Genomic DNA, 16,632 nt, shown 5'->3' on the forward strand with positions numbered 1-16,632 from the left:
GCGGGACGGTACATATGACGACGAGACGAATCTACGCCGGCCACGAACTGCGCGCACTCCGCGACCGGCTTGGCATCAGCCAGGCGGCGATGGCGGCGCGGATCGGGCTGTCGGTGAGCTATCTGTCGCAGATCGAAAGTGGGCATCGCCCGCTCACCCCGCGCGTGCTGGCGGCATTGTCGAGCGAGGCGCCGGCGCATTGGGCGCCGCTCGACCCCAATGACGACCGCCGGCTGTTTGCCGAAGCGCTCGACGCCGCCGCCGACCCGAGCGTCCCCGCCGAACCGATCGACGAGGCGACCCTGCGCCGCGCGACGCAGCAGCAGCCGCGCCTCGCGCGGCGGCTGGTGGCGACGCATCAGGCGTTGCTGCGCGCGCAGGAGCAGTTGCGCATCCTCGACGACCAGCTCGATTCGAGCGCAAGCGCGACCGACCATCTGCCCTGGAACGCGGTGCGCGACTGGTTCAACGACGCCAGCAACTATGTCGATGCGATCGACCGCCGCGCCGAGGCGCTCGCCGCGCAGATCGCGGAGGGTGATCCGGCGGCGGCGATCGCGGCACGGCTGTGCGCCGATTATGGCATCGCCACCGAATATGTCGATGCGCCCGATCTGGTGCGCGCCTTCGACGCCGAGGCGCGCGTACTGCGGATCGATGGCGGCCAACCGCCCGAAACGATCCGCTTCGCGCTGGCTGACCGGTACATGCGGCTCGCGGCGACCGATCTGGTCGCGGAGATCGTCGATGCGTCCGACATCGGTTCCGCTTCGGGGCGGCAATTGCTGAGCGCGGGCCTGTTCAACTATGCGGCCGGCGCGCTGCTGATGCCGTATGAGGTGTTCCGCACCGCCGCGCGCGCGATGCGCCATGATATCGACCGGCTGCGGCGGCGGTTCGGCACCAGCTTCGAACAGACCTGCCACCGCCTTTCGACGCTGCAACGCCCCGGCGCCCTCGGCATTCCGTTCTTCTTCTGCCGAGTCGACATGGCGGGCAACATCACCAAGCGCCACTCGGCGACACGGCTCAAGTTCGCGCGGTTCGGCGGTGCGTGCCCGTTGTGGATCGTCCATGAGGCGGTGGCGATTCCCGATCGAATCCTGGTCCAGCTCGCCGAGACGCCCGATGGGGTGCGCTATATCTCGATCGCGCGCGGGCTGGTGAAGCCAACCCAGGATTATGGCCGGCTGCCGCGCCGCTATGCGCTCGCGCTCGGCTGCGAAGCGTCGTTCGCGGCCGATTTCGTCTATGCCGACGGCCTGCGGATCGACGGTGCGGCGACGCCGATCGGCACGTCCTGCCGGATCTGCACGCGCCGCGACTGCGACCAGCGCGCCTTCCCGCCCGCCGCCGGGCGGATCGTGGTCGATCAGGACCGGCGCGGCACGGTGTCGTATGAACTGGAGTGAACCACGCCATCCAAAGCCGCGCCCGTTCCCCCGCGAAAGCGGGGGTCCAGAGCAACGAACGCCGCGCTGCTTGGCTCTGGACCCCCGCTTTCGCGGGGGAACGGGTTGTCGCGCGTGCAGCACTGCTTGACCCTCGTCGTGCGGCTCGCGCATAGCGGCGCGATGGATCGACCGATTGAAGATTTGACGTTCGAGGATGCGCTGCGCGAGCTCGAAACCATCGTTTCGCAGCTCGAGACCGGCACCGCGCCGCTCGACGAGGCGATCCGCCTCTACGAGCGTGGCGACCGGCTGCGCCGCCGCTGCGCCGAGCGGCTCGACGCCGCGCAGGCACGGATCGAAGCGATCCGACTCGACGCGGAAGGGCGCCCCGCCGCCGTGCAACCCTTCGCTGCGAGTTCCTGATGATCGCGCTTGCCCCCCTTTCGCTCGGTGATGCCCTGGCCGAAGTCAGCGCAGATATCGATGCGCGCTTCGATACGTTGCTCAGCGTTCCCGACGATCCGCGCCGCGACCTCTACGCGGCGATGCGGCATGCCGCGATCGGTGGTGGCAAGCGGCTGCGCCCGCTGCTGACCTATGCCACCTCGCGGCTGTTCGGGGTCGATCGCGACTGCGCGGGGCGGGCCGGTCTCGCGATCGAGTGCATCCATGTCTATTCGCTGATCCACGACGATCTGCCGTCGATGGACGACGATGACATGCGGCGCGGCAAGCCGACCGTCCACAAGCTCTACGACGAGGCGACCGCGATCCTCGCTGGCGATTCGCTCCACGCACTCGCCTTCGAGGTGCTGGCTGATCCCGAGACGCATGCCGATCCGTTCGTGCGCAGCGAACTGGTGCTCGATCTTGCCCGCGCCGCCGGCCCCGCTGGCATGGCGGGCGGACAGATGATGGACATCGAAGCGGAGAAATCGAGCTTCGACCTGCCCACCATCACCCGGCTTCAGGCGATGAAGACCGGCGCGCTGATCGCCTGTTCGGTCGAGGCCGGCGCGATCCTCGGGCGGTTGCCCGCCGAGGGGCGCGCGCACCTGCGCGGCTATGCGCGCGACATCGGCCTCGCCTTCCAGATCGCCGACGACATCCTCGATGTCGAGGGGGACGAGGCGGCGGTCGGCAAGAAGCTCGGCAAGGATGGCGATGCCGGCAAGGAGACCTTCCTGTCGCTGCTCGGCCTGCCGCGCGCGCGCGAACAGGCGCGGATGCTGGTCGATCAGGCGATCGCCCATCTCGGCAGCTACGGCGCAGAGGCCGATCTGTTGCGGGACATCGCCCGCTTCATCCTCGAAAGGGATCGGTGATTCACCGTCGGCCCGGCGCGGTCAGGACAGACTGCGCCGGGGCGACGGGTTTGTTGCGTCCCCTGCCCTCTCACCTCTGGAGCAGATCATGACCACCCGAACCGGCGTCTATCCCGGCACCTTCGACCCGATCACGCTCGGCCATATGGACATCATCCGGCGCGGCGCGAAGCTGGTCGATCGGCTCGTCATCGGCGTCACCACCAACGCCTCCAAATCGCCGATGTTCAGCCTGCCCGAGCGGCTCGCGATGGTGCAACGCGAAGTGGCGCAGATCGAAGGCGATGTTCAGGTCGTCAGTTTCGATTCGCTGCTGATGGATTTCGCCGAGCGCGAGGGCGCGCGTGTCATCGTGCGGGGCCTGCGCGCGGTCGCCGATTTCGAATATGAATATCAGATGGCCGGCATGAACCAGCAGATCAACCCGCGCATCGAGACGGTGTTCCTGATGGCCGACGTGTCGCTGCAACCGATCGCCAGCCGGCTCGTCAAGGAAATCGCGCTGTACGGCGGCCCGATCGGCCGCTTCGTGACGCCGACGGTGGCGGAAGAAGTGGCGGCGCGCGTGGAGCAGATCGGGCGCAAGGGTTCGTAATCGCCGCCGGTTTGTGGCGCTCACATCGCCAGATTACGCGACGGCCCCGGCCTGCGCCGGGGCGACGATGGGCGCTACACAGGTTCAGATTGGCGCAAGCCGGGATTTGCTTTAAGCGCTGGCGCCACCATCTGCCTATCGCGGGGACATAATGCGTTTTCTTGTTCGGTTCGTCGTGTTCCTCCTCGCTATCCTCGCTGCCCCGGCATTCGCGCAGGTCATCGATACCCCCATCGCCGGTCGTCCGCCGATCCCGTCCGCCACCGACCCCGAGAACCTGTGGTATCTCGATCTGTCGACCGGCGGCCGCGTCATCATCTGGCTGCGCCCCGACGCCGCGCCGAAAACGGTCGAGCGCATCAAGATCCTCACCCGCCAGCATTTCTATGACGGCCTGCCCTTCCACCGCGTGATCGAAGGCTTCATGGCGCAGGGCGGCGACCCCAAGGGCGATGGCACCGGCGGCTCGACGCTTCCCGATCTCAAGGCCGAGTTCAACTGGCTGCCGCATGTGCGCGGCGCCGTCTCCGCCGCGCGCGCCGAGAAGGAGGACAGCGCCAACAGCCAGTTCTTCATCGTGTTCGATCCCAAGCTGTCGCTCGACAAGAAATACACCGTGTTCGGCCGGGTTATCGACGGGATGCAATATGTCGATGCGATCACGCGCGGCGAGCCGCCCGCGAACCCGTCGCGGATCGTCCATGCCTATATCGCGGCGGACCATCCGCCTGCTTATGTGCCCGCGCCGCCGCCCGCCCCGGCCGCGACGCTGTCGCCGAGCAGCCTTGGCGGCGCATTCCTGACGCCCGGCACCCCTGCGCCCAAGCCCGCAAGCGGCAAGACGTTGCGCGCGCCAGCGGTGGTCAAGCCCAAGGCCAAAGCGCAGTAACGCTGCCCGAAACGTCGTCATGAAGGTCGATCTGTTCGATTTCGCGCTGCCGCCCGAGCGGATCGCGTTGCGCCCCGCAAGCCCGCGCGATTCGGCGCGGCTGCTGGTGCTCGACGGCGATGCGACGCGCGACCTCGCCGTCACCGACCTGCCCGGCCAGCTTCGCGCCGGCGACATGCTGGTGTTCAACGACACGCGCGTCATCCCCGCCCAGTTGGAGGGCATTCGGGGAGACGCGAAGATCGGCGCGACGCTCCACAAGCGCGAAGGGCCGCGCCGCTGGCGGGCGTTCATCCGCAACGCGCGGCGTATCCGCGACGGCGAGGCGATCGATTTCGGCGGCGGCGTGTCCGCAATCGCGAGCGAACGCCAGGAGGATGGCAGCTTCGCGCTGACCTTCGCCGGCGAGGAGCCGGTCGAACTGCTGCTCGAACGTGCCGGGCGGATGCCGCTGCCGCCCTATATCGCCTCGAAGCGCGCCGCCGATGCGCGCGATCTCGACGATTACCAGACGATGTTCGCGGCCGAGAAAGGCGCAGTCGCCGCCCCCACAGCGGCGTTGCACTTCACGCCCGAGCTAATGACGGCACTCGATGCCGCCGGGATCGGCCATGCGACGCTGACGTTGCACGTCGGCGCAGGCACCTTCCTGCCGGTCAAGGCCGAGGACACCGCCGCGCACCGGATGCACACCGAATGGGGCCGCATCGACCCCGCCACCGCCGCACGGCTCAACGCCGTGCGCGCTGCCGGCGGGCGCGTGATCGCGGTCGGCACCACCAGCCTGCGCCTGATCGAAAGCGCCGCCGACCGCGACGGCATCATCCAGCCGTTCGAAGGCGACACCGCGATCTTCATCACCCCCGGCTATCGCTTCAAGGGCGTGGACGGGCTGATGACCAACTTCCATCTGCCGCGCTCGACACTGTTCATGCTGGTCTCGGCGCTGATGGGGCTGGAGCGGATGCAGGCCGCGTACGCGCATGCCATCGCGAATGGCTATCGGTTCTATTCCTACGGGGATGCGTCGCTGCTGCTGCCGTAGCGCGGGGCCTTCACGGGAAGCACCCGAGGTCTCGTAAATGGTGCGGGCGGTCGGGGTCGAACCGACACTCCTTGCGGAACGGGATTTTGAGTCCCGCGCGTCTACCAATTTCACCACGCCCGCACGGCATCCGGCGGAGCCGGTCAGCGAAGGCATGCGCTATATGCAAGCCCGGCGCGGATTTCCAGACCGAATCCGCAAATGGCACACAGCTACGCTATTCGCGGGCGCCCTCGCGCAGCAGATCGAGCAGCAGTGCGAAGGCGGGCGTCGGTTGGCGTCGGCTGGGATAATAGAGATGATAGCCAGCAAAAGGCGGGCACCAGTCCTCCAGCACACGCACCAACCGGCCGCTAGCGACATCGGCGAGGACATATTGATCGGGCAGGAAGGCGATGCCGAAGCCGGCGCGGGCGGCGCGCAGGATCATCGGCACGTCGTTCGACGTGAATTGCCCATCGACTCGCAGCCGCAGATGCTGGTCGTCGCGGTCGAGCTCCCACGCGTAGAGATCGCCGAGCGTCGACAGCCGCAGGTTGATGCAGACGTGCGTCGCCAGATCCTGCGGGGTCGTCGGCGCGGGGTGGCGCGCGAAATAGTCGGGCGAGGCGACCGCTGCCATGCGCAGATCGGGGCCGATCCGTACCGCGATCATGTCCGCCGCGACGCGCTCGCTCAGCCGCACGCCGGCATCGAACCGCTCGGCGACGATATCGCGCAGGCCCGAGTCGACGCTGATCTCGACCTTCACCTCGGGATAGTCGGTCATCAGCCTGTGGACGGCGGGCCACAATATCGTCTCGGCGGAATGCTGGGTGGCGGTGATGCGGATCGTGCCCGCCGGGCGTTCGCGCAACTCACCGAGCGCGGAGAGTTGCCCCTCGATCTCGTCGAACGCCGGGCCGAGCTTGGCGACCAGCCGCTCGCCCGCCTCCGTCGGGGCGACGCTGCGCGTGGTGCGCGACAGCAGCCGCACGCCAAGCCGCGTCTCCAGCCGGCGGACGGTATGGCTGAGCGCCGATTGCGACACACCGAGCCGCGCGGCGGCACGGGTGAAGCTGCGCTCCTGCGCCACGGCGAGGAAGGCGTTCAGATCGACGAGATCGTCGCGGCGCATCGATGAACCCTCATCATGAGATCAGGCGGTTATCGCCTAACCGGCATGATGGGAACCCGATCAGGCGATCACGCGCCGGAACCTTCCCCAAAGCCCCGACGCGTCCGCTCCCCCCGTCGGAGCCTTAGAACTTCATGCCGCCGCGAATGCCGATCGTGCGCGGGGTGCTGGTGACGATATACGGGCGCTGCGAACATGTGCCGCACTCCGCGAAGCGAGAAAGCTGCGCGCGTTCGTCCCAGACGTTTTGCGCGAAGACTTCCAGCGAAAAGGCCGGCCACTCCGCGCCCAGGGCGAGATCGCCCGTCGTATATTCCTTGAGACGCCCGAGCGACTGCGCCGGGTTATATTGCACCCCGGTCGGACCGAACGCGACGAGACGAATATCCGACGAGGCCGAACTCTGGTGCGCGACAAGCACCTGACCATAGACCTTCGCGACGCCGACCGGCACCGTGTAGCGTGCCGTTCCGTTGATCTTGAAGCGCGGCGTGATCGGCATGCGCGTGCCCGCCGGAGCGGCCACGAAGTCGCCTGCTACGCCGTCGCACTGTGGACTCGGATCGTCGCCGCCGCACAAATTCTGTCGGATTTTGGCATCGGTATAGGCACCCGCAGCCGTCAGCGTGAGACCGCCGGCCGTCAGATTAGCATCCGCTTCGATGCCGCGAATGCGGGCGCTCGGGCCGTTGTTGATGATCGTGAAGCTGTTCTGGCCGAGGAACGAGAATTGGAACTTCTTCCAATCCTGCTGGTAGATCGCCGCATTGATGTGGAGCTTGCCACCGAGCAAGGTCGTCTTGGCGCCGATTTCGTAATTGGTCAGGAAGTCTGGTTCATAGGGCGCCTGATCGGCACGGCGGTTGATGCCGCCCGGCCGGAAGCCGCGCGACCAGGTGCCGTAGAGCAGGAAGTCCCTGCTCGGCTTCCAGGTGAGGTTGAGCTTGTGGGTGAAGCCCTGCCCCGACGCCTTGACGGGCGTGATCCCCTCGCCGACGACATAGGTGCCGAGATTGGTGCAGGGACCACCGGCGACGGCGGCTGGAAGCAGGACGGAATCGGTGACACCAGCACTCTGCGCGTCACGCAACCGCTGGCCCGTGCTGGTGAAGCACGCGGCCACGCCCGTCTTCGAACTGCCCGCACCGTTCGGCGGGGGATTGCCGTCGGCTCCCTGGAAATAGGCTGGATTGCGCCCGAAGCCGTAAAAGCCGATCAGCGTATTGTCGTAGATGAAGCCGCGCCCGCCGGCGGTGAGGGTCAGCGTCGGCAGGATGTCGAAAGCCGCTTCGCCGAAGATCGCATAATCCTTGTCGATGCGGTGCTGTTGCGTCAGCCACAAGGTCCCGGGATGGCCGTTGACCGAGAGTTCGGGGGCGAGGCCGTCGACCCGGTAATCCTGATGGATCAGGTTGCTCTGGCGCTGGTAGAACAGGCCCGAGACGACACGGAAACGCTCGTCCTGCGGCGAGGCGACGCGCAGTTCCTGGCTCATCTTCTTGAAATGATCGCTGCCCAGGATGTTCTGGCGCGGATCGATGGTGTTGCCGTTCTTGTCGTGGAAATAGAAATAGCCGGCATTGCCACCGACCGAGGAATAGAGGTGGTCATAGGCTTCGGCATAATCGGTATAGTCGCTCGACTGCTGATCCTGCCGGTCGAGATAGGCGCCGGCATAGGTCAGATCCCAATTGCCAACCTTGCCCTGGATGGTCAGCGCCGCCTGAATGAATCGGTCATGACGATATTCCGGGAAGAAATGCTGGACCTGCAGATCGCCGACGTTGGGGTCCATCGCATAGGCGCCGTGGTATTTCGCTTCCTGATAGAGAACGGTCGGCGTCACGGTCCAACTGTCGTCGAGATCGATCTTCAGCGCGGCGCGGCCGCCCCACAGATCGGACTCGTTGTAGTCCTTCTTCACGAAGGCCTTGTTGTTGACGACGATGCCGCCGTTGGTCGCGGTGCAGGCGTTGTTGGTCGGCTCTGGCAAGTAACTGCGGCACCCGGCGACATTGTCGATATAGCCGGCGTCGCGTTCGTAGAAGCCCGACACGCGCAGCGCCATAATCGCGTTGAGGGGCGCGTTGATCATCCCCTCGACCTTGCCGCCGACGCCGCCGTGGGCGACGGTGTTCACCTCGCCATCGACGCGGCCATAGAAGTGGCTGAGGTCAGGCTTGTTGGTGATGATGCGGACGGTGCCCGCTTCCGACGAGGCGCCGTACAGCGTGCCCTGCGGGCCGGCGAGGCTTTCGATTCGCGCGACGTCGTAGATGTGGATGTCAAGCGTGCCGCCGATCGTCGTGATCGGCTGTTCGTCGAGATAGAAGCCGACCGAGGGCAGCGAACCAGAATGGTTGCCGTCGCCGCCCGACGCGACGCCGCGCATGTAGACAGTGGTCGAACCGGGCTGAATGGTCTGGAACGAGACCGAGGGCAGCAACTGGGTATATTGGTTGAAATTGCTGATGTTGAGCTGGTCGAGCCGCTTGGTGCCAATCGCCTGGATACTGATCGGCACGCTCGACAGGCTTTCCTCACGCTTCTGCGCGGTGACGATGATATCGCCAGTCTCGGGCTGCTGATCGGCAACAGGTGTCGGCGCCGACGCCGGCGCGCTCTGCGCCTCGGCGAGCGCGGGAAGGAAAGCCGCCGACGCGAGCAACAACGACGCAACCGCGCCAGCCCCAAACTTCATTCCTATTCCCCCAAGGAAGCAACCGTTCCCAACAGGGTGTGCCGCGCTGCAACAATCGTCAATCGGCTCCGTCATGGGAGCGTCATTTGGGCAAGCGCGCGTGGCAGATTTGCAACGTTATGTGTCTGGCGGCGTGGCGGACGTGTTACGCCGGCACGTCGGGATATGCCGCCAGCACGTCTCCAAGCGCGTCCTTGAGCGGATCGAGCCACGGTTCGAACGGCAGCCATGCCGCCTTGCCCTCGCTGAAGATCGGACGGCGGACCTGTTCGGAGCTGGCAGTGCGGACCGCGCGCTCGGTCTCGTGAAAGGCGAGGCAGGCGGGTTCGAACGCCAGACCGCAAGCGGCCAGCAGCGCGCGGACCTGCGCCTCGGTATTGTCGACCATCGCCTCGTAGAAGACACGGTGCGGCGGGCGCGGCATCGCGGTGTCGAGATGCGCCATCAGCCGCACGTAATCGCGATAATAGCGGCCCATCTCGGCGAGATCGTAACTGAATGCCTGACCCCGCGCGAAATGCTGTTTGAAGTTGGAGAAGCAGCAGCCGAGCGGATGGCGGCGCGCATCGATGATCGTGGCATTGGGCAGGATCAGCCGGATCAACCCGGCATGCGCCCAGTTGTTCGGCAGCTTGTCGATGAAGAACGGTGCATCGGTGCGGCGCTGGATCGCAGCGCGTTTGAGGTATTCGGCACCCATCGCGGCCAAATCGTCCGGCGCGAGATCGGCGACGGTGCCGGGATAGCCTTTGATCCGACGCGCGAGCATCGGGATGTCGGGCAGTTCGGAGGTGCCCTCGACGAGGCTGTGGCTCGACAGGATCTGCTCGATCAGCGTCGATCCGGCGCGCGGCATGCCGAGGACGAAGATCGGGTCCGGCGCGGCATGCCCCTGCCCCGCGCGCGCCGCGAAGAAGGCGGGCGTGAACAGCGCGATGCTCTGATCGACGAAGCGCCGCGTTTCATCGGGTTCGTACACCACCGACTTTCGCCGAAGCGCGTTGCCGGCGGCATAATGCGCGAACGCCACCGCAGCCTGCCGCCGATCCTCAAACGCCTTGCCCAGCGCGAAATCGAGGTGGAAGCGATCCTCGTCCGAGATGTCGGGCAAGGTCAGCGCCGCCTTCATCGCGACGATATCGGCATCATCGAAACGGATCGTCTTGAGGTTGGCGAGGCTCCACCACACCTCGCCCAGCGCCGGTGCGAGATCGATCGCGCGGCGATAGGCGGCGATGCCGTCGGCCTGCCGCCCGACCGTCTTGAGCATGTGCCCGTAGCTCATCCACACGCGCGGCTGACCGGGCGCCTTGGCGAGAACCTGTTCGTAGAGCGTGATCGCCTCGTCGAACCCGCCGATCCGGCCGAGCGCGGCGGCCTTGAGGTTGGCGTTGCCGAGATGGTCGGGTTCGTCCCCGGTGACGATGTCGAGTTGTTCGATCGCCTCGACCGGACGATTGAGCCGGTGAAGCACGATCGCGAGATTGGCGCGCGCGGCGGTGAATGCCGGCGACAGTTCCAGCGCGCGGCGCAGCAGCGCCTCGGCATCCCGGTAGCGCCCGATCCGCCCGGCGAGTTCCGCCATCATGCGAATCGCGGCGACGTCGAACGGGTCTTCCTTGAGATGCGTGCGCAGCCGTGGCTCGGCATCGGCCAGCCGATTGTCGTGCAGCGCGAGCGCCGCCTCGATCAAACGCTGCGGCCAACGTGGGTTGGTCTGTTCGGCGGGGGCGGGTTCTGGCGTCATCGCCGCGACCCTAGCCGCGAACCATAACGGTCGGCCAGCCTTCGCCTCTTGAGCCCGAGTCGCGTGCGAATCGGGACCGCAACACGATCGGCTACGTAGCGAAAAAGCGCGCGACTCGCGGCGAACGCTATTAGCGCGGCGAAACGAGGTGTCCGTGAGACGAAACGAAAAATAAATTCGGGGTCGGGGTGTGGCAGCGCAAAATGGGTATGCCGGCAATGAACTGCTTCAAAGTGGCGGTAATCGATTGTTTCGATACGACGAAACCCAAATGCGAGCGACTCGCCCGAGAGTTTACGCCGCACCGCAATAAAACTGAGCAAAAGCAGCACCTTCTTCATAGATTGACGCACACTTTCGGCCAGTTCAGACCTTGAATCGTAATAATCTCCACCTCAGGGTCGCTCCGATGAAATTTGCCACCAGGTCCAATTCGGCTGAATATTGCTCTCTCCCGGCACGGATTACGCGCCCTGCGCAGCGTTCGGTCTGGACGTCAGCGCCCGTCGCCAAGCCGAGCGCCGCGAATGACCTCGGCCATGAGACCGAGGTGATGCGCGCACTCTCGCTCGCAGTGCCGATCTCGCTGCTGCTGTGGGCGCCGCTGATCTGGGTGCTGGCCCATTCTTTCTAGGACCGGCTGCGGGCGCAACGGAAGACCGTGCGCCCGCCCCGTTCCTATTTGGACAGATCGGTGAACAGCGAGAGGTAATAGCTGATCGACGGCGCGACGTTGGCGATTGGCGTGCGCTCGTTCAGGCCGTGGCTGAATTCGTCCGATGCCTTGATGAACACCGGGCTGGCGCCGTAACTGTCGACGCCCTTGGCGCGGAACCACATGCTGTCGCTCGCGCCCGATGACTGGCTCGGGAACACCGGCACGCCGGGATAGACCTGCCCCATCGCCTTGGTCACCGCATTCACGAAGTCGGCGCGCATCGGCGAGGCGGGCGTAGCGACCGAGCCCTCGGTCACATCCTTGAACGCCACCGCCGGATCGTCGGCGACGCGCGCGAGTTCGGCCATGATGTCGGCTGGCTTGTGGCCGGGGAAGATGCGGCAATTGATGTTGGCGGTCGCGCGCTGCGGCAGCGCGTTCTCGGCGTGGCCGCCGCTCACCAAAGTCGCGACGCAGGTCGTGCCGATCTTGCCGATCGTCGCGGGGTTGGCGGTGAGCGTCGCGATTGCCGCCTTGTCCGCCGGATTGGCGGCGAAGGCGCGCATCGCTGCGGCGGTCTCGGGGCTTTCGTATTTCGCCGCCTGGATGAAATAGGCGCGGGTCAGATCGCTGACTTCGGGCTTGAATTGATATTGGCCGATCCGCACCAGAGCGGCGGCGAGCTGGTTGATTGCATTGTCCTTGCGCGGCGCGGAGGAATGGCCGCCGGGATTGGTGACGGTGAGTTGGAAATCCGAATAGCTCTTCTCGGCGCCCTGCCAGGTGAAATAGAGCGGCTTGCCGGTTTTCTCGTCGAGCGCGCCGCCGCCGCCGTCGATGTTGAGAACGATGTCGGCATTGCTGAGCTTGCCGGCGATGATCTCACTGGTCTTCATCACCGTTTCCTCGTCGCCCGAGAATTCGATGATGATGTCGCGGCGCGGTTTGTAGCCCTCGCGCTTGAGTTCGAGCAGCGCGGCGATGGCGATCGTGCCGTCGAACTTCATGTCGGTGGCGCCGCGACCGAACAGATAGCCGTTCTCGACGACGGGCGTGAACGGATCGCGCTGCCAGTCGGCGGGCTTGGCCTCGACCACGTCCATGTGCCCCGAGATGACGAGCGGCTTGGCCTTGGCGTCGCTCCCCGGCCAGCGCGCGATCATATAGGCGGTGTCGTCTACCGGCGTGATCTCAACGTCGTCGGGCTTGAAGCCGCCCGCGACGAGTTGCGCCTTGAGATAGGCGAGCACCTGCGGGGTCTGGTTGCCGGGGCCGCGCACCGAGCGGAAGGTGATCGCCTTCTTCGCCATGTCGAGCGCCTGCGCCTCGGCGACCGGGTGCGCCACCACCTTCGCCTGCGCAGGTGCGAGCGCCGCCGCCGCCATCACCGAAACCATTGCCACGCCCCGAAAAACCGCCACCCGCATTCTCCTTGCCGAAGCGGCGCAAGCTATGCGGTTGTTGCGGTGCGTCAATCGGAAAGCGGTGTGGCCGGCGGGAGCGGTTCGGCGCGGAGCAGTGTAGCGAGGTTCGCGAGCGTTTCGCCGGTGGTGGCGTCGGCCAGCGCCGTCTCCAGCGCGCGATAGGCGGTTAGCACGGTGGCGCCGGTTTCAGTCAGCCGCGCGCCGCGTGCCTTGCCGCCGCCGGGCATCGTCTCGACCAGCCGGTCACGCCAGCAGCGATTCATCTCATCGACGAGCAGCCAGGTGCGGCGATAGCTCATCCCCATCGCGCGGCCGGCGGCGGAGATCGATCCCTCGCGCGCGATCGCTTCGAGCAGATCCGCCTTGCCCGGCCCCATCGCCAGCGCGTCGCCGCAATAGAGTTGCGCCTTCAGCTTGAGCGCGCCGATCCGCATATGTGGCTCCATTCCCCGTGCGGCGATGGTAGCACGCGTGGCAATCGTGCGCGAAGGCGTTTAGAACGTAAGCCTATGGCGACCACACATCCGTTCTTCTCGATCCACCGTCATCAGATGATCCGCGCGGGCGCCTGCACGCCGCGCGCGAGCGTCGGCGACCCCGCCGCCAATGCCGAGGCGGCGATCGCGCTTGCCCGCGCCGGCGATGCCGAGGGGGCGGATTTGCTCGTCTTCCCCGAACTGAACGTCACCTCCTATGCGATCGACGATTTGCATATGCAGATCGCGCTCCAGCGTGCGACCGATGCGGCGCTGGCGGCGATCGTCGCGGCGAGCGCTGAGCTACGCCCGGTGCTGGTGGTGGGCGCAGCGCTGGTGCGGGACGCGCGGCTGTACAATTGCGCGGTGGTGATCGCGCGCGGGCGCGTGCTGGGCGTGGTGCCGAAGACGTTCCTGCCCAATTACCGGGAATATTACGAGAAGCGCTGGTTCGCGAGCGGCGCTGGTCTGGCCGGGCTGGAGATCGCGGTCGCCGGGCAGATCGCGCCGTTCGGCACCGACCTGATCTTCGCGGCGAGCGACCTCCCGCATTTCATCTTCCATGCCGAGATCTGCGAGGATTATTGGGCGCCGACCCCACCCTCGACCGCTGGCGCGCTGGCCGGGGCGCTGATCTGTTGCAACCTGTCCGCTTCGAACATCGTGATCGGCAAGGCGCGCGAGCGGGCGTTGCTGTGCGCCTCACAGAGCGCGCGCGCGGTGTGCGGCTATGTCTATTCCGCCGCCGGGCCGGGCGAGAGCACCACCGATCTGGCGTGGGACGGCCAGGGCATGATCCACGAACTCGGCGAATTGCTGGTCGAATCGGCGCGATTCGCGGCGGCGGATGCGGCGGTCTATGCCGATATCGACTGCGGACGGCTGCTTCAGGAGCGGATGCGCGTGGGCACGTTCAACGATTCGGCCGTGCTGGCGGGGCGACCCGAAGCGCGGTTCCGGCGGATCGGCTTCGAGCATCGCTCCGATTTCGCCGATGTCGGGCTGCGGCGCGAAATCAGGCGTTTCCCGTTCGTGCCCAACACGCCCGAACGGCTCGACGAGGATTGCTACGAAGCGTTCAACATCCAGGTGCAGGGCATCGCCAAGCGCTTCGAGGCGGCGAAGGCGCAGCGGCTGGTGATCGGCATTTCAGGTGGACTCGATTCGACCCATGCGCTGATCGTCGCCGCCAAGGCGCTCGACCGGCTGGGTCGGCCGCGCACCGACATTCTCGGCTATACGATGCCCGGCTTCGCGACCAGCGAGGGCACCAAGAGCAACGCCTGGGCGCTGATGCGCGCGCTCGGCATCACCGCGCACGAGATCGACATCCGCCCCGCCGCGCGGCAGATGCTCGGCGATCTCGGCCATCCGTTCGCGGACGGGCAGCCGCAGTACGACATCACCTTCGAGAATGTGCAGGCCGGCCTGCGCACCGATTACCTGTTCCGGCTCGCCAACCATAACAACGGGCTGGTGGTCGGCACCGGCGATTTGTCCGAACTGGCGTTGGGCTGGTGTACCTATGGCGTCGGCGACCAGATGAGCCATTATGCCGTCAACGCCGGCGTGCCCAAAACGCTGATCCAGTTCCTGATCCGCTGGTGCATCGCCAGCGACCAGTTCGATGCCGCGACCGACACCGTGCTGGCGGCGATCCTCGATACCGAGATTTCGCCCGAACTGGTGCCGGCGGGTGCGGATGGCGCGATCCAGAGCACCGAAGCGAAGATCGGGCCATATGCTCTCAACGACTTCTTCGTCCATTATGTCGTGCGGCACGGGATGGCGCCGTCGAAGATCGCCTTCCTCGCGCTGCACGCGTGGCGCGACGCCGCTGCGGGGCGCTGGCCGCGCGATCTGCCCGAGGCTGCGCGGGTTGCCTATGACCTGCCGGTGATTCGCGCCTGGCTGGAGAAGTTTCTGGTGCGTTTCTTCGCGACGAGCCAGTTCAAGCGCTCGGCGATTCCGAATGGCCCGAAGGTTTCGGCCGGGGGGGCGCTGTCACCGCGCGGCGACTGGCGCGCGCCCTCGGACGGGACGGCGGCGGTGTGGCTCAAGGAGCTGGCCGACACCCTGCCCTAGCGTGGCAGGGGCACCGGCGCAAATCGTCGCCCCGGCGAAGGCCGGGGCCGGCCCGTTTGGGGCGACTCATCGCCAAGCCACACAGCGGCCCCGGCCTGCGCCGGGGCGACGCTTATTTCTTGCGGGCTTTGCGCGCGGCGTACTTCGCGTCGCGCGCGGCCTTTTTCTCGGCGTCGGTCATCTCTGCCTTCTGCGCGGCTTCCTCGATCGCGCGCTTGGCCTCTTCGGCCTTGGCGATCTTGTCGAGTTTCGCCTGTTCGATCGCGGCCTTCTTGTCGGCGCGCTTCTGCGCTTCGGCGGCTTCCTTCGCCTCGCGCGCGGCGATGCGCTCCGCGACGACAGCCGGGTCGAGCGCCGGCTTGGCTTTCAGTTTTTCGAGCGCGCGCTGCTTCGCATCTGCGGACAGCGTCGCGCGATCGCGGAAGGTCGGTTCCTTATAAGCCATGCGGCGGTCTTACGATCCTGTGTAACGAAAGGAAATGGCGGAGAGGGTGGGATTCGAACCCACGGTGAGCTTGCACCCACGCCGCATTTCGAGTGCGGTACATTCGACCACTCTGCCACCTCTCCGCGAGGTCTTATGATGCATGCCCGCAGGAGTACCGCGAACCCGCACCGGTCGGTGAGCGGGCGCCTCTAACGTAACACGGTTCATGACACAAGACCGATCGTCGCTATCTTCTTGTGCGCCCGCGAACACACCCTAGATTGAGGGCATGCATCGCACCACCCTTTCGGTTCCGCCGTTCGATTCGGCGACTCCCCTGCCGGCGATCGCGCATGCGCGCTTCGCCATCGGCGATGTCGTGCGCCATCGCAGCTTCGATTTTCGCGGCGTGATCTTCGATGTCGATCCGATCTTCGCCAACAGCGACGAATGGTACGAATCGATCCCCGAGAGCGCGCGGCCTCGCAAGGACCAGCCGTTCTACCATCTGCTCGCCGAGAACATGGAATCGACCTATGTCGCCTATGTCAGCCAGCAGAACCTGGTGGCGGACGACACCGACGAGCCGGTCGATCACCCGGCGATTCCGGGGCTGTTCACCGATTTCGCCGACGGGCGCTATACGCTGCGACGCGAACACCGGCATTGATCGCCTGATCTACGCGAAAGGGCGGTGCTTGCCAAAAGGCCCGCACCGCCCCTTCACGGACCCGGTCAAGCGGGCCGCC

General features: G+C 66.2%; 16 protein-coding genes and 2 tRNA genes. 9 read left to right on the forward strand and 9 right to left on the reverse strand.

What is annotated here, in order from left to right; translation table 11 throughout:
- Positions 1–14 precede the first annotated feature (14 nt).
- The 6 genes from EWE75_RS10900 (at position 15) to queA (ending at position 5,248) form a co-directional block, all read left to right on the forward strand.
- On the forward strand, positions 15–1,412 hold the full coding sequence (locus EWE75_RS10900) for a helix-turn-helix domain-containing protein (protein WP_130157322.1): 1,398 nt from the start codon (positions 15–17) through the stop codon (positions 1,410–1,412).
- 162 nt (positions 1,413–1,574) lie between these two features.
- Complete coding sequence (locus tag EWE75_RS10905; RefSeq protein ID WP_069207173.1) at positions 1,575–1,817, forward strand: exodeoxyribonuclease VII small subunit; 243 nt, start codon at positions 1,575–1,577, stop codon at positions 1,815–1,817.
- The gene (locus EWE75_RS10910; protein ID WP_130157324.1) at positions 1,817–2,719 is read left to right on the forward strand and encodes a polyprenyl synthetase family protein; all 903 of its coding nucleotides are present in this window, start codon (positions 1,817–1,819) and stop codon (positions 2,717–2,719) included. Before EWE75_RS10905 ends, EWE75_RS10910 begins: the two co-directional genes overlap by 1 nt.
- Positions 2,720–2,807: 88 nt before the next feature.
- Positions 2,808–3,314 (forward strand): pantetheine-phosphate adenylyltransferase, encoded by a 507-nt coding sequence (gene coaD / locus EWE75_RS10915; RefSeq protein WP_130157326.1) that lies wholly within the window; start codon positions 2,808–2,810, stop codon positions 3,312–3,314.
- A gap of 151 nt (positions 3,315–3,465) precedes the next feature.
- Positions 3,466–4,203, forward strand: coding sequence for a peptidylprolyl isomerase (locus tag EWE75_RS10920; protein ID WP_130157329.1), 738 nt, complete (start codon positions 3,466–3,468; stop codon positions 4,201–4,203).
- Between the two features lie 19 nt (positions 4,204–4,222).
- The gene (queA, locus tag EWE75_RS10925) at positions 4,223–5,248 is read left to right on the forward strand and encodes a tRNA preQ1(34) S-adenosylmethionine ribosyltransferase-isomerase QueA (RefSeq protein WP_130157331.1); all 1,026 of its coding nucleotides are present in this window, start codon (positions 4,223–4,225) and stop codon (positions 5,246–5,248) included.
- A gap of 38 nt (positions 5,249–5,286) precedes the next feature.
- Here the strand turns inward: queA and EWE75_RS10930 are convergent.
- The 5 genes from EWE75_RS10930 to EWE75_RS10950 all read right to left on the reverse strand — a co-directional run bounded on the left by EWE75_RS10930 (position 5,287) and on the right by EWE75_RS10950 (position 11,154).
- Positions 5,287–5,371 (reverse strand) — tRNA-Leu (locus EWE75_RS10930).
- Positions 5,372–5,465: 94 nt separating this feature from the next.
- Positions 5,466–6,365, reverse strand: a complete 900-nt coding sequence (locus EWE75_RS10935) for a LysR family transcriptional regulator (protein ID WP_130157333.1) — start codon at positions 6,363–6,365, stop codon at positions 5,466–5,468.
- Between the two features lie 124 nt (positions 6,366–6,489).
- Positions 6,490–9,066 carry a TonB-dependent receptor gene (locus EWE75_RS10940; RefSeq protein WP_130157335.1) on the reverse strand — a complete coding sequence of 859 codons (2,577 nt, stop codon included), beginning with the start codon at positions 9,064–9,066 and terminating at the stop codon, positions 6,490–6,492.
- A gap of 145 nt (positions 9,067–9,211) precedes the next feature.
- Entirely contained in the window at positions 9,212–10,813 is a 1,602-nt protein-coding gene (locus EWE75_RS10945) for a tetratricopeptide repeat-containing sulfotransferase family protein (protein WP_206364744.1), read from the reverse strand.
- Positions 10,810–11,154, reverse strand: coding sequence for a hypothetical protein (locus tag EWE75_RS10950; RefSeq protein ID WP_130157337.1), 345 nt, complete (start codon positions 11,152–11,154; stop codon positions 10,810–10,812). Before EWE75_RS10950 ends, EWE75_RS10945 begins: the two co-directional genes overlap by 4 nt.
- Positions 11,155–11,222: 68 nt before the next feature.
- Between EWE75_RS10950 and EWE75_RS10955 the strand changes: the two genes are divergently transcribed.
- Complete coding sequence (locus EWE75_RS10955; RefSeq protein WP_130157339.1) at positions 11,223–11,447, forward strand: hypothetical protein; 225 nt, start codon at positions 11,223–11,225, stop codon at positions 11,445–11,447.
- A gap of 44 nt (positions 11,448–11,491) precedes the next feature.
- Here the strand turns inward: EWE75_RS10955 and EWE75_RS10960 are convergent, their stop codons facing one another.
- On the reverse strand, positions 11,492–12,898 hold the full coding sequence (locus EWE75_RS10960; RefSeq protein WP_130157341.1) for a M20/M25/M40 family metallo-hydrolase: 1,407 nt from the start codon (positions 12,896–12,898) through the stop codon (positions 11,492–11,494).
- A 44-nt stretch (positions 12,899–12,942) separates the two neighbouring features.
- Positions 12,943–13,329 carry a winged helix-turn-helix domain-containing protein gene (locus tag EWE75_RS10965; RefSeq protein WP_130157343.1) on the reverse strand — a complete coding sequence of 129 codons (387 nt, stop codon included), beginning with the start codon at positions 13,327–13,329 and terminating at the stop codon, positions 12,943–12,945.
- A gap of 75 nt (positions 13,330–13,404) precedes the next feature.
- Here EWE75_RS10965 and EWE75_RS10970 point away from each other — a divergent pair, with 75 nt between their 5' ends.
- Complete coding sequence (locus EWE75_RS10970; RefSeq protein WP_130157345.1) at positions 13,405–15,456, forward strand: NAD(+) synthase; 2,052 nt, start codon at positions 13,405–13,407, stop codon at positions 15,454–15,456.
- Between the two features lie 112 nt (positions 15,457–15,568).
- Here the strand turns inward: EWE75_RS10970 and EWE75_RS10975 are convergent, their stop codons facing one another.
- On the reverse strand, positions 15,569–15,901 hold the full coding sequence (locus EWE75_RS10975; protein ID WP_130157347.1) for a DUF6481 family protein: 333 nt from the start codon (positions 15,899–15,901) through the stop codon (positions 15,569–15,571).
- A gap of 35 nt (positions 15,902–15,936) precedes the next feature.
- Positions 15,937–16,026: transfer RNA gene (locus tag EWE75_RS10980), tRNA-Ser, on the reverse strand.
- Between the two features lie 146 nt (positions 16,027–16,172).
- Here EWE75_RS10980 and hspQ point away from each other — a divergent pair.
- Positions 16,173–16,553 carry a heat shock protein HspQ gene (gene hspQ / locus EWE75_RS10985; RefSeq protein WP_130157349.1) on the forward strand — a complete coding sequence of 127 codons (381 nt, stop codon included), beginning with the start codon at positions 16,173–16,175 and terminating at the stop codon, positions 16,551–16,553.
- Positions 16,554–16,632 lie beyond the last annotated feature (79 nt).

Source organism: Sphingomonas populi (assembly GCF_004208535.1).
In the GTDB taxonomy this organism is placed as follows: domain Bacteria; phylum Pseudomonadota; class Alphaproteobacteria; order Sphingomonadales; family Sphingomonadaceae; genus Sphingomonas; species Sphingomonas populi.

What these genes read in the sequence shown, in the direction of transcription:
- queA (WP_130157331.1), top strand. Translation starts at nt 4,223, where the DNA reads ATGAAGGTCGATCTGTTCGATTTCGCGCTGCCGCCCGAGCGGATCGCG.
- EWE75_RS10935 (WP_130157333.1), bottom strand. Translation starts at nt 6,365, where the DNA reads ATGCGCCGCGACGATCTCGTCGATCTGAACGCCTTCCTCGCCGTGGCG.
- coaD (WP_130157326.1), top strand. Translation starts at nt 2,808, where the DNA reads ATGACCACCCGAACCGGCGTCTATCCCGGCACCTTCGACCCGATCACG.
- EWE75_RS10945 (WP_206364744.1), bottom strand. Translation starts at nt 10,813, where the DNA reads ATGACGCCAGAACCCGCCCCCGCCGAACAGACCAACCCACGTTGGCCG.
- EWE75_RS10910 (WP_130157324.1), top strand. Translation starts at nt 1,817, where the DNA reads ATGATCGCGCTTGCCCCCCTTTCGCTCGGTGATGCCCTGGCCGAAGTC.
- EWE75_RS10975 (WP_130157347.1), bottom strand. Translation starts at nt 15,901, where the DNA reads ATGGCTTATAAGGAACCGACCTTCCGCGATCGCGCGACGCTGTCCGCA.
- EWE75_RS10970 (WP_130157345.1), top strand. Translation starts at nt 13,405, where the DNA reads ATGGCGACCACACATCCGTTCTTCTCGATCCACCGTCATCAGATGATC.
- EWE75_RS10900 (WP_130157322.1), top strand. Translation starts at nt 15, where the DNA reads ATGACGACGAGACGAATCTACGCCGGCCACGAACTGCGCGCACTCCGC.
- EWE75_RS10905 (WP_069207173.1), top strand. Translation starts at nt 1,575, where the DNA reads ATGGATCGACCGATTGAAGATTTGACGTTCGAGGATGCGCTGCGCGAG.
- EWE75_RS10965 (WP_130157343.1), bottom strand. Translation starts at nt 13,329, where the DNA reads ATGCGGATCGGCGCGCTCAAGCTGAAGGCGCAACTCTATTGCGGCGAC.
- EWE75_RS10960 (WP_130157341.1), bottom strand. Translation starts at nt 12,898, where the DNA reads ATGCGGGTGGCGGTTTTTCGGGGCGTGGCAATGGTTTCGGTGATGGCG.
- EWE75_RS10955 (WP_130157339.1), top strand. Translation starts at nt 11,223, where the DNA reads ATGAAATTTGCCACCAGGTCCAATTCGGCTGAATATTGCTCTCTCCCG.
- EWE75_RS10920 (WP_130157329.1), top strand. Translation starts at nt 3,466, where the DNA reads ATGCGTTTTCTTGTTCGGTTCGTCGTGTTCCTCCTCGCTATCCTCGCT.
- hspQ (WP_130157349.1), top strand. Translation starts at nt 16,173, where the DNA reads ATGCATCGCACCACCCTTTCGGTTCCGCCGTTCGATTCGGCGACTCCC.
- EWE75_RS10950 (WP_130157337.1), bottom strand. Translation starts at nt 11,154, where the DNA reads ATGAAGAAGGTGCTGCTTTTGCTCAGTTTTATTGCGGTGCGGCGTAAA.
- EWE75_RS10940 (WP_130157335.1), bottom strand. Translation starts at nt 9,066, where the DNA reads ATGAAGTTTGGGGCTGGCGCGGTTGCGTCGTTGTTGCTCGCGTCGGCG.